The sequence below is a fragment of the Salinicola sp. genome (assembly GCF_982684285.1).
In genome coordinates, this window is the sequence record NZ_CEXLVS010000142.1 from 1 (window position 1) to 10,715 (window position 10,715).

Consider the following 10,715-nt stretch of genomic DNA (forward strand, 5'->3'; position numbering starts at 1 on the left):
ACATGGGCTACCACTGGCTCATGGCCAGGCAGGATGGCACGGTGCTGGAACCCGAAGCGGAGATCATGGACTTCGCCCGGGAGTGGGAAGCGTGCATCTACCACCTGCCGCTGCGCAGCGTGGAGCAGTTCTTCGCCCGGATCGGCAACTACGTCTCCAGTGCGGCAAAGCAGGAGAAGCACAACCGCTTGAGTCAGTTCTTCATCGACAACCCGCACATCAACCGTCAGCACTTCTTCGAGATGTGCATCGCGCCCGAACCGAGCTATCCGAGCTACGAGGTGCTCAAGCAGGAGATGGGGCCAGCCATCGAGGAGATGGTGCTGATGGCGTTCACCAAGCTGATGGTGAAGCCCCGGATCGACATCGGCCGAGCGCTGGCGCCGGCCAGCCACTGAGGGCAGCCATCGAGACGGAAGGCGCGGCATCACGGGCAGTAAAGTTCGGCGGCCAGGTGGCGATCACCTGGCCGCTGGTCGTATCGGCACCCGGGGTTTCGGTCCGGGCACAGCGGGGACGCGGGATCAGGAGGCGACCGGCAGGCGGGAGTCCCAGAGCAGGCGTTCGATGGGGGAGACGTTGGCCGTCAAGTGCGAGACGGCGTTGACCACGGCGAGATCGATGCCGGGCCGGCTGTAGAAACCACCGTTGACCTGGGTGGCGTGAATGACCGTGCGGGCGAAGCTCCCGAACAGCCGGCGATCCGGCCCGATCGGGTGGCGCCAGAAATCGTCCAGCGAACTGGGGGCGGTGAGTCCGGGCATGCGGTAGATCGCCTCGCCGAGCGCCAGGGTCGGGCACTCGCTCTCCAACGCCATCAGCCCCTCGTTGCCGTTGATCGTGATCAGGCCCGAGGCGTGCTCGATCAGCGCGGGGAGATTCCCGGCGGGTATCGAGACCAATCGCTCGCCGAGTCCGGTCGTCGCCGCGAGATCCCTCAACTGCCGGGTGCAGGCGGCATCGGCACGGCACGCGGGATCGACGATGGCCAGCCGGGTGTGGCCCGGGGCGAACCGGGCAAAGGACTCGACTACCCGGGACACGCCCGCCCGAAGGTCGGCGTAGGGTGAATGAAACCGGATTCGGGGGTCGTCGGCGGGCTGCAGCGGGAACAGGTAGTAAGGCTTCCCGCTGGCGATCAATGTCCGCTGCAGGCAGTCGGCGCGTCGACGCTGCAGACCGCTGAGTGGTGCGATCGCCCGTCCGTGGCGAATTCCCGCCGGGAACCCGGCCTGACCCCGGCCGTGCCGAAACAGAAGCGGGGTGGCGAGATCCGCCATGCGGTAGCCGAACGCCCGGGCGGCGCACCTGGCGAACGCCGTTTCGAACGGTCGTGGGGGGAGCTGCCGGGGAAGCGTCGGGCCGATGGCGTGGTACCACTCGGGGTCCCGGGGCAGCAGCGAATGACCGTCGGTGCCCTCGCGTTCCAGGGTGATCCAGTAGGGCTGGAAGTAGCCCGGCGCCAGGATGTGGCTGCGGATGCCGCGTCGACGGGCGGCGCGTACCACTTCCTTGTGGGCTGGCCGGTTGTCGTCGAAGGCCACCTGGTCGGTGATGCCGTGGCGCCGCCAGAGATCGGTGACGAACTCTGCCAGCATCGGCCAGGGGTCTCGGAAGGTCTCGGCGTGGCGCCCCTGCCAGGCAACCTGGTCGCCGAGCGTGAAGTTGACCTTGACGACCTTGTGCCCGTCGTCGGTCAGCCGCTGCCCGAGCTGGCTGAGGAACGGGGAGCCCGGGCCTTGCAGAAACAGAAAAGCTCGCCTTGCGGGGAACATCGTCTCGATCCCTCTGTGCAGGTAGACGTCGTCGGCGAAAGCGCCATGACGGGACGTGCCTTCAGCGGTATGTCCCGGGGAGAGCCAGCGACGAAGTCGGCGCAGGGGCTGCCGGTCGCCCGACGCAGGGGCAATGAGACGGGCGGTGACACCGAATCGCCATCCCGGGGGCGGGTAGGCACGGCCTGACTGTAACGCGGCACGATGGGGCTGCCATGCCGCGTTTTGGTAAATCTGGCGGTGGTTTAAATCGTCTTGGGAGGATGAGGCTTGTCAGCCTCGGCGGGCGGGGCGTTCAGCGCGGGCAGGGTCGCCAGCAGCGTGTCGATGGTGGTATCACGGAAGAAGGCGACCAGTCGTTCGCTTCGGCTCGGGCCGATGCCCGGGAACGTCTGCCAGTCCGCTGCCGAGCGTGCGCGGAGGGTCGCCAGTGGCACCGCGAGAGCGGAATCAAGCACGGCTTCGGGCAGTGGCGGCATGCCCAGCGCGATCAGCCAGCGCACTGGCCGCTTCGATTCCGCGGCGTGGAAGGCCTCGAACCACTGCCGGGCCCTTGCCTCTCCGACCCCGGGCAGCGACTGCAGCTGGTCGATCTCCAGCGTCCGCCAGGAGAGCAGGCCGTCGACCAGGCCGGCATCGACGAGGGCGCTCCAGGCGGCGGGCCCGACGCCGGTCATGTCCAGCCCCTGCTTGCCGCCGAGCCAGGCCAGGCGCGCCAGGAACTGCTCGCGACAGCCCGCTGACGGGGCGAGACAGGAGAGGGCGTCGTAGCGCGTGGCGTCCGGCAGCGACAGGGCGGCACGCGGCGTGGCCGGGATGACGACTCGCTCGATTCGGGGAATGGTGGCGCCGGCGAGAGCGACCTCCACCTGATCGCCGGGCCGCACGTCCAGCGCTTTCCAGTGGTCCACCGATCCCAGGCTGACCGAGCCGACCTCGCGGTCGTCGAGGAGAACGGGCTCCAGCCGGGCAACGGGCGTCAGGCGTCCGGTGCGTCCCACCGAGACGTCGATCGCCTCGACCACGGCCAGCGTTCGCGCGGCCGGGTATTTCCAGGCGACGGACCAGTTGGGCGGCTCCGCTTGCCAGGAGGCGCCGGGCGGCCGTTCGCGGCGCTTGATGACGACGCCGTCGGAGGCGAAGGGCAGCGGGGCGTGGTACCAGCGATTCCGCCACTGCTCCACCTGGGAGAGTCGACTGACCGATCGGGTATAGCTGGCCGTGTCGGGAAAGCCGAGCTGCGCCAGCCGCTCGAGCCGGTCGTCACCGGTTCGGGGGCCATCCGGCCAGGCCCAGGCGAAGAAGCCGATCTGCCGGGCCTCCGCCGCGGTCAGCTCGTGCCGGTTCAGCAGCCCCGCCACCCGGGAGCGCGCCGAGGCGCCGCCATCCCGGGCCTGTACGTGATCGGCCAGGCGCAGGTAGAGCTCGCCCTGCAGGGTCACCGCTTCGTCGGTCGGCAACCGTTCCGGGATGCTGTCGATCCGTCTGACCGACGCGGTCCAGTCCTGTCCCTTCTCTCCATCGCCGCGACTGATGGCGCGTTGGAGGCGGCCTTCGCGATAGACGAGCGTCACGGCGACACCGTCGACCTTGGGCTGGATCCAGAGTGGCCGCTTCGGCTGTCTGGACAGCCATTCGCCGACGGCCCGGCGATCGGGAAGCTTGTCGAGCCCGGTCTGGGCGTAGGGGTGTTCGAGTTCGTCCCGAGCCGAGACGGGCGTGGGCTGTCGGGGCGGTGGGGCATCCGGGTCGAGGCAGCGGCGCCACTGCCGCCAGCGGCGTCTGGCTTCGTCGTAGACGCTGTCGTCGACCAGGCGCTCACCGCGCTGGTAGTAAGCCTCGTCCCACGCCTGCAGGCGTCGGGTCAGCTCGTCGTAGCTCGCGTGCCGTGCTGTCAGGCTCTTGCCCGGAGGGCACGCAGCGCCGGGCTCGGCTGCGTGGGCATGGGGCACTCCCGCTACGCTCAACCAGGCCAACATCACGGCCCGAATCCCTATTGCCAGCATGTCGTCATCGCTCCGGGGTCTATGACTCCTTCAACGACCGCTCGGCGATTTTCTTGATCCGCGGGATGCGGCAGGCGTGGGGGACGAGGCGAGATGAGACCAGGTCAGACGACGAAGCCCCGCGACACGAACCGACTTCACCGAGTCGGGGGTTCGATATCGCGGGGCTCTGTCGTTTCAGGACCCGGGTTCGCCTGGTCCCGAATCGGGCCAGAGCGCGACGATCAGCTCTTGGAGGTCAGCTTCACGTAGTCCAGCAGGATCTGGGATGTCTCCTGCAGTTCGGCGCGGTCGATGGGCTTGGCGTCATCCGAATCGGGCACTTCGTCTTCACCGCCGTCCTGGCCATCGTCGTTGCCCTGGGCATCGCCATTGTCCTGGCCCGTGCCGTCGTTCCGATCCCTGGCATCGGTCCAGTCGTCGAGCGGTTCCATGCCCAGCGAGCGCCGTCGCTGATTCTCCAGCGCCAGCTGCTCGGCTTCCTGGGCGTCCATCTCGCGCTGACGCTGCTCCCTGTTGAGGCTGATGCTGGTCTGCTGCTCGCGCAGCCGCTTGCTCAGCTGCGCCTGCTTTTCCAGATAGACGAAATCGGGGTCATTGGCGATGCGCTGCTCGTGGCGATCCTGCAGCGCCTCGAGGTAGCGCCAGGGCTCGCCGTAAAGGCGATATTGCACCGGCCGCACCCGATCCCAGGGCAGGGCGTTGTCGAGGGCGCTCTCGCCGATCTCGTCCGGGTCGATCAGGCTCGGATAGATGATGTCCGGCTCGACGCCGCGGTGCTGCGTGCTCTCCCCCGAAATGCGATAGAACTTGGCCCGGGTCAGCTTGATCTGCCCATGGCTGAGGTCGGTCAGTGTCTGCACGGTACCCTTGCCGAAAGTCCGGGTTCCGACGACCAGGCCTCGGCCGTAGTCCTGAATCGCGCCGGCAAAGATCTCCGAGGCGGAAGCGGATAGCCGATTGACCAGGACGGCGAGCGGGCCGTCGTAGGCGACGCCGGTATCGGTGTCTCCGTAGAGGTTGATGCGGCCGCGGGCATCGCGTACCTGGACGGTGGGGCCGCGATCGATGAACAGCCCGATCATCGAGTTGGCTTCCTGCAGGGCACCGCCGCCATCGTTGCGCAGGTCGAGCACGATACCCTCGACGTGTTCGGCCTTGAGCTTGTCGATCTCCTTGGCCACGTCGCGGGTGGTGCTGCGGTAGTCGGACTCTCCGGCCTGCCAGGCATCGAAGTCGACGTAGAAGGCCGGCACGGTGATGATGCCGATCTTGTGCGTCTCGCCATCGCGCTGGATCTCCTCGACCCGGCTATGAGCGGCCTGATCCTCGAGCTTGACGGTATCCCGGGTGATCTTGACGGTATGGGTCCGGGTCACGTCGACGGCCTTGGCGGGGATGATGTCCAGCCGTACCGTCGAGCCTTTCGGTCCGCGGATCAGGTCGACCACCTCATCGAGGCGCATGCCGACCACATTGACCATGTCGCCATCCTCGTCCTGACCCACGGCCACGATACGATCCGCCGGCTGCAGCACGCCGGCCTTGTCCGCCGGCCCGCCGGGGACCAGGCTCGACACCTTGACGTACTCGCCGTCGCTCTGCAGCAGCGCGCCGATGCCTTCCAGGGAGAGGCGCATCTGGATATCGAAGGACTCGCTCTGCTGCGGCGAGAAGTATTCGGTATGCGGATCCACCGTGCCGGTCACCGCCGACATCAGCAGCACCAGGACGTCTTCGGCATTGGTCTGGCGCACGCGGTTGAGCTGGTTGGCGTAGCGGTCGTGGAGCGTCTTCTGGATCTCCTCCGGAGTCTGATCGCTCAGCGACAGCGTCAACGCGGCGTTCTCCAGACGCTTGTTCCAGAGATCGTCCAGCGCGCTTTCGCTGCCTGCCCAGGAGGAGTCCTCGCGGTCCAGTGCCAGACGTTCGTTGCTGGTGTAGTCGTAGTCGATGCCACGGTCGACCTTGTCCACCAGCCACTGGAGCCGTGCCTCCACGCGATCCTGATAGCGTGAATAGAATGCATAGACGCGGTCCAGATCGCCCGACTTGATGGCGTCATCGAGCGACGTGTCCAGATCGTTGAAATTATCGACGTCGCGCTGCAGCAGGTAGGCCCGCTGGTCGTCCAGCACGTCGAGCAGGCGCTGGAAGGCGCGCTTCGACCAGTCGTCGTCGAGGTCGACTCCCGAATAGGAGCCGTACTGCAGTGACTCGGCGACTTCACTCGCCGCCTGGCGCTGATCGTCGGTTGGGGTGGGACCGGCCAGCGCCGTGACGCTCCATGCCAGCAGTAGCAAACACATGGCCGCGTGCCGAGCGGCGACAGTCAGGGTCATCAATGAAGCACTCCCGGTTTCCTGTACACTCTCTGTTCCCTAGAAGACCACCGGATCCATGAATCTTTTTCAGGTCCGGGCCTATTGTAGCAGTCAGTCCGCATGACTACAGATCGACATCCGAGGAAACCCATGTCAGACCACGCCGCCGACAAGGCTCTCGAAGATCGCTTGCTCGATTTTCTCCAGCGTTCACCCTCTCCCTGGCACGCCACCGCGAATCTCGTGGCCATGCTGGAGGCGGCAGGATATCGGCCGCTCAAGGAAACTGACAGCTGGAAGTTGTCCCCGGGCGAAAAATATTACGTGACGCGCAACGATAGTGCCTTGATCGCGTTTCAGCTACCGGCATCGTCTTTCGAGACCCTGCGCATGGTGGGGGCCCACACCGATAGTCCGGCCTTGCGTCTCAAACCGCAACCGGCGATCGTCAACAAAGGCTGGCTGCAGCTGGGCGTCCAGGTCTACGGCGGCGCGCTGCTGGCGCCCTGGTTCGACCGTGACCTGGGGCTTGCCGGGCGCGTTCACGTCCGCCGTGCCGACGGGAGGCTCCAGGCGGTCCTGCTCAACGTGAAGGAGCCGGTGGCGATCATACCCAGCCTGGCGATCCACATGGATCGCGAAGCCAACAACGGCCGGCCGCTGAACCCGCAGACGCAGATGGCGCCGCTGTTGATGCAGGGCGGCGATGCGCCCGACCTGGATCGCCTGCTGAAGCAGTGGATCGAGCGCGAACACGGACTCGAAGTGGCGGATATCGTCGATTTCGAGCTGGGGTTCTATGACGTCCAGCCGCCTTCGCGGGTCGGAGTCGGCGGCGAGATGATCGCCAGCGCGCGGCTGGACAACCTGCTCTCCTGTTTCATCGGCATCGAAGCGCTGTTGGCCTGCGACGGTCGGCAGGGTGCGCTGTTCGTCGCCAACGATCATGAAGAGGTCGGCAGTGCCAGCGCCTGCGGCGCCCAGGGCCCCTTCCTGGCCGATGTGCTGCGCCGGCTCAACGCCGCGCTCGGCGAGGCGGGCGACGAGGGGTTCGTGCGGCTGATCCAGCGCTCGCTGATGGTCTCCTGCGACAACGCCCATGCCGTGCATCCCAATTTCGCGGACAAGCACGACGCCAACCACGGACCGGCGCTCAACGCCGGCCCGGTGATCAAGGTCAACGCCAGCCAGCGCTATGCGACCAACAGCACGACGGCAGCGCTGTTCCACGATCTCTGCCGGGAGGCGGACGTGCCCGTGCAGCAGTTCGTGACACGAGCGGACATGGGGTGCGGCAGCACCATCGGCCCGATCACCGCCACCGAGCTGGGCGTGCCGACCATCGACGTGGGTGTGCCGCAGTTCGGCATGCACTCGATTCGCGAGACCGCCGGTAGCCGCGATCCGGCGTATCTGATCCGGGCGCTGACGGCGTTCTTCAATCGGCCGTCGCTGGCGATTGATTGAGACGTCGGGCAAATTGACTGGGTAAACGCGAAACACGTTATGGTCCGGCCTTGCCGCCATCTGGCCTTCGATACAGAGAAGAAGACATGCTCAAGACCCCTTACCTGCTTTTCCTGGGCGATGTGCCCGACCCGTTGTCCGCCAAGGTGGCGCAGGGCATCCGTGACTGGCGCCCGGAATATGCGTTGGGGCAGTATCGGTTGCCGGGCTGCCAGGCGGACATGAAGCTGCCCGACCTGACGATCGATGAGGCGGTCGCGCAGGGTGCCCGGACGCTGGTGATCGGCGCGGCCAATCGTGGCGGGGTGATCTCCCGCAGCTGGATCGCGGTGCTCGAGGAGGCGCTGGCCGCCGGGATGGATATCGCTTCCGGCCTGCACAATCTGCTGCGCGACGAGCCGGTGCTGGTCGAGGCGGCGGAGAAGCATGGCGGACGCCTCGTCGATGTACGCGTACCGCAGGTCCAGTACCCGATCGGCGACGGCAAGCCGCGTCGGGGCAAACGGTGCCTGGCGGTGGGAACGGACTGCTCCATCGGCAAGATGTACACGGCGCTGGCGCTGGATATCGCGCTGCGCGAACGCGGCGTGAAATCGAGCTTCCGTGCCACCGGCCAGACCGGGATCCTGATCACCGGCGAGGGTGTGCCGCTGGATGCCGTCGTCGCCGACTTCATGGCCGGGTCGATCGAGTGGCTGACGCCGGACAACGACGATGACCACTGGGACGTCATCGAAGGGCAGGGCAGCCTGTTCCATCCCTCCTACTCCGGCGTGACGCTGGCGCTGATCCACGGCGGCCAGCCCGATGCGCTGATCCTCTGTCACGAGCCGACGCGCACGCATATGCGCGGCTTGCCGCATTACCAGTTGCCGACGCTCGAACAGCTGCGCGATACCGCGCTGCGGCTGGCCCGGGTGGTGAACCCGGCGTGCCAGGTCGTCGGCGTCTCGGTCAACACCGCCGCCATGCCCGCCGACGAGGCGGATCGCTATCTCCAGGCGCTCGAGTCGCGGCTGGGGTTGCCGTGCGTCGACCCCTATCGCCAGGGCGCCGAGCGGCTGGCGGAGGCGGTGGCGACATGCTGAGACTGAGCGTCGAGGAGCAGGTCTTCCCGCTCGCCGAGGTGTTCACCATCTCCCGCGGTTCACGCACCGAGGCGCGGGTCGTGGTGGCGACGTTGAGCGACGGCGTTCACGCCGGACGCGGCGAGTGCGTGCCCTACGCGCACTATGGCGAGTCGATGGCGAGCGTCATCGCGCAGATCGAATCGCTGCGGGACGACCTGGCCAACGGGCTGGATCGTGAAGCGTTGCAGGCTCGGCTGCCGGCCGGTGCGGCGCGCAATGCGGTGGATTGCGCGTTCTGGGATCTCGAGGCCAAGCGCAGTGGATCTCCGGTCTGGCAACTCGCCGGGCTGTCAGCGCCGGTGGCCGAAGTCACGGCTTTCACGCTGTCGCTCGATACCCCGGAGATGATGCGCGACAAGGCCAGGCGTCATGCCGCACGTCCCCTGCTGAAGCTGAAGCTGGGCGGCGAGGGCGATATCGAGCGCCTGCGGGCGGTGCGCGAGGGGGCGCCGGATTCGCGGATCATCGTCGATGCCAACGAGGGCTGGGATCGCGACACCTATCAGCGCCTGGCGCCGGCACTGCTCGAGTTGGGAATCGACATGGTGGAGCAGCCGCTGCCCGCCGCGGATGACGCATCACTGGCGGAGATCGAGCGGCCGTTGCCGGTGTGTGCCGACGAGGCCTGTCATGACCGCACGTCGCTACCCGACCTGGTCGGCCGCTACGACATGATCAATATCAAGCTCGACAAGACCGGTGGCCTGACCGAAGCTCTGGCGCTCAGGCGCGAGGCGCAGGCCTTGGGGTTCGAAGTGATGGTGGGCTGCATGGTGGGGTCGTCGCTGTCGATGGCGCCGGCACTGCTGGTGGCCCAGGGGGCCGCCGTGGTGGATCTCGACGGGCCGCTGTTGCTGGCCCGGGATCGCGAGCATGGCATGCGCTTCGACGCCGAGGGCATCCATCCGGCTTCACCGCGGCTGTGGGGCTGAAGGGCCACGTCGCGCAAGGATCGAGACAAGAGAGATGGATGAAATGACGCAGCGCACGGTGTACGTGAATGGCGAGTATGTCCCGGAGCGGGAGGCCAGGGTGTCGATCTTCGACCGCGGGTTCCTGCTCGCCGATGGCGTCTACGAGGTCTCTTCGGTGCTGGGCGGCAAGCTGATCGACTTCCCCGGCCACATGGGGCGCCTGAAACGCTCGGCCGCCGCGCTCGAGCTGGCGCTTCCGTTGGATGAGGAGGCGCTGCTGGCGATCCACCGCGAGCTGATTCGGCGCAACGCACTGGATGAGGGCATGGTCTACCTCCAGTTGACCCGGGGCAGCGCCGGCGACCGGGACTTTCACTACCCCGACGCCGATACCCAGCCCACGCTGGTGCTGTTCACCCAGGCCAGGTCGCTGGTCGACGCCCGCAGTGGCAGGGAGGGTATCCGCGTGGCCACGCAGCCCGACTGGCGCTGGGCGCGGCGTGATATCAAGACGGTGCAGCTGCTCTATCCCGCCATGGCCAAGATGGCGGCCGCTGCTGCCGGGGCCGACGACGCCTGGCTGGTCGAGGACGGCATGGTGACCGAAGGGGCTTCCAACAACGCCTGGATGCTGACCCGCGACGGGGCCCTGGTGCCCCGCGAACTCTCTCCCGCCATCCTGCCGGGCATTACCCGGGCCGTGGTCATGGAGCTCGCCGAAGCGCTGTCGTTGCGGATCGAGGAGCGGGCGTTCAGCGTCGAGGAGGCACGGGAGGCCAGGGAGTGCTTCGTGACATCGGCGTCTTCCTTCGTCACGCCGGTCATCGCGATCGACGACGTCCCGATCGGCGACGGACGCCCCGGCGAGGTGGCCCGGCGCTTGCGAGCGGCGTATATCGAGGAGAGTCGCCGACGCGCCCTCTGAGCCACCGTCGGCCGGCTCGAGCAGTCGGCCGATCGCGACCCAGCCAGAAACGACAAAGCCCGCCGATCGCAAGAACGGCGGGCTTTGTCGTGGTATCTGGTGGCTACGCCCTGATTCGAACAGGGGACCCCATCATTATGAGTGATGTGCTCTAACCAGCTGAGCTACGTAGCC

General features: G+C 67.1%; 8 protein-coding genes and 1 tRNA gene. 5 read left to right on the forward strand and 4 right to left on the reverse strand.

Annotation, left to right across the window (positions count from 1 at the left end; all coding sequences use genetic code 11):
• The coding region (locus AC3AYF_RS13005; protein WP_295039686.1) for a hypothetical protein at positions 1 to 398 on the forward strand (398 nt) is incomplete at its 5' end.
• A gap of 126 nt (positions 399 to 524) precedes the next feature.
• Here AC3AYF_RS13005 and AC3AYF_RS13010 read toward each other — a convergent pair.
• The 3 genes from AC3AYF_RS13010 to AC3AYF_RS13020 form a co-directional block, all read right to left on the reverse strand.
• Positions 525 to 1,775, reverse strand: coding sequence for a capsular polysaccharide export protein, LipB/KpsS family (locus tag AC3AYF_RS13010; protein WP_295039685.1), 1,251 nt, complete (start codon positions 1,773 to 1,775; stop codon positions 525 to 527).
• Positions 1,776 to 2,020: 245 nt separating this feature from the next.
• On the reverse strand, positions 2,021 to 3,754 hold the full coding sequence (gene ligB / locus AC3AYF_RS13015; RefSeq protein WP_295039682.1) for an NAD-dependent DNA ligase LigB: 1,734 nt from the start codon (positions 3,752 to 3,754) through the stop codon (positions 2,021 to 2,023).
• 251 nt (positions 3,755 to 4,005) lie between these two features.
• Positions 4,006 to 6,123, reverse strand: coding sequence for a carboxy terminal-processing peptidase (locus AC3AYF_RS13020; RefSeq protein WP_298838608.1), 2,118 nt, complete (start codon positions 6,121 to 6,123; stop codon positions 4,006 to 4,008).
• Positions 6,124 to 6,255: 132 nt separating this feature from the next.
• Between AC3AYF_RS13020 and AC3AYF_RS13025 the strand changes: the two genes are divergently transcribed.
• The 4 genes from AC3AYF_RS13025 to AC3AYF_RS13040 all read left to right on the forward strand — a co-directional run bounded on the left by AC3AYF_RS13025 (position 6,256) and on the right by AC3AYF_RS13040 (position 10,541).
• The gene (locus AC3AYF_RS13025) at positions 6,256 to 7,572 is read left to right on the forward strand and encodes a M18 family aminopeptidase (protein WP_295039677.1); all 1,317 of its coding nucleotides are present in this window, start codon (positions 6,256 to 6,258) and stop codon (positions 7,570 to 7,572) included.
• Positions 7,573 to 7,658: 86 nt separating this feature from the next.
• On the forward strand, positions 7,659 to 8,660 hold the full coding sequence (gene dgcN / locus AC3AYF_RS13030; protein ID WP_295039676.1) for an N-acetyltransferase DgcN: 1,002 nt from the start codon (positions 7,659 to 7,661) through the stop codon (positions 8,658 to 8,660).
• A complete protein-coding gene (dgcA, locus tag AC3AYF_RS13035) occupies positions 8,654 to 9,634 on the forward strand; it encodes an N-acetyl-D-Glu racemase DgcA (RefSeq protein ID WP_295039674.1) in 981 nt (326 codons plus the stop codon). Before dgcN ends, dgcA begins: the two co-directional genes overlap by 7 nt.
• 34 nt (positions 9,635 to 9,668) lie before the next feature.
• Positions 9,669 to 10,541 (forward strand): D-amino-acid transaminase, encoded by an 873-nt coding sequence (locus AC3AYF_RS13040; RefSeq protein WP_487779824.1) that lies wholly within the window; start codon positions 9,669 to 9,671, stop codon positions 10,539 to 10,541.
• 97 nt (positions 10,542 to 10,638) lie between these two features.
• Here the strand turns inward: AC3AYF_RS13040 and AC3AYF_RS13045 are convergent.
• A tRNA-Met gene (locus AC3AYF_RS13045) sits at positions 10,639 to 10,715 on the reverse strand.

Bases quoted from the DNA above. Each gene is read 5' to 3' on its own strand.
- AC3AYF_RS13010 (WP_295039685.1), bottom strand. From the start codon at position 1,775: ATGTTCCCCGCAAGGCGAGCTTTTCTGTTTCTGCAAGGCCCGGGCTCC.
- ligB (WP_295039682.1), bottom strand. From the start codon at position 3,754: ATGTTGGCCTGGTTGAGCGTAGCGGGAGTGCCCCATGCCCACGCAGCC.
- AC3AYF_RS13020 (WP_298838608.1), bottom strand. From the start codon at position 6,123: ATGACCCTGACTGTCGCCGCTCGGCACGCGGCCATGTGTTTGCTACTG.
- AC3AYF_RS13025 (WP_295039677.1), top strand. From the start codon at position 6,256: ATGTCAGACCACGCCGCCGACAAGGCTCTCGAAGATCGCTTGCTCGAT.
- dgcN (WP_295039676.1), top strand. From the start codon at position 7,659: ATGCTCAAGACCCCTTACCTGCTTTTCCTGGGCGATGTGCCCGACCCG.
- dgcA (WP_295039674.1), top strand. From the start codon at position 8,654: ATGCTGAGACTGAGCGTCGAGGAGCAGGTCTTCCCGCTCGCCGAGGTG.
- AC3AYF_RS13040 (WP_487779824.1), top strand. From the start codon at position 9,669: ATGGATGAAATGACGCAGCGCACGGTGTACGTGAATGGCGAGTATGTC.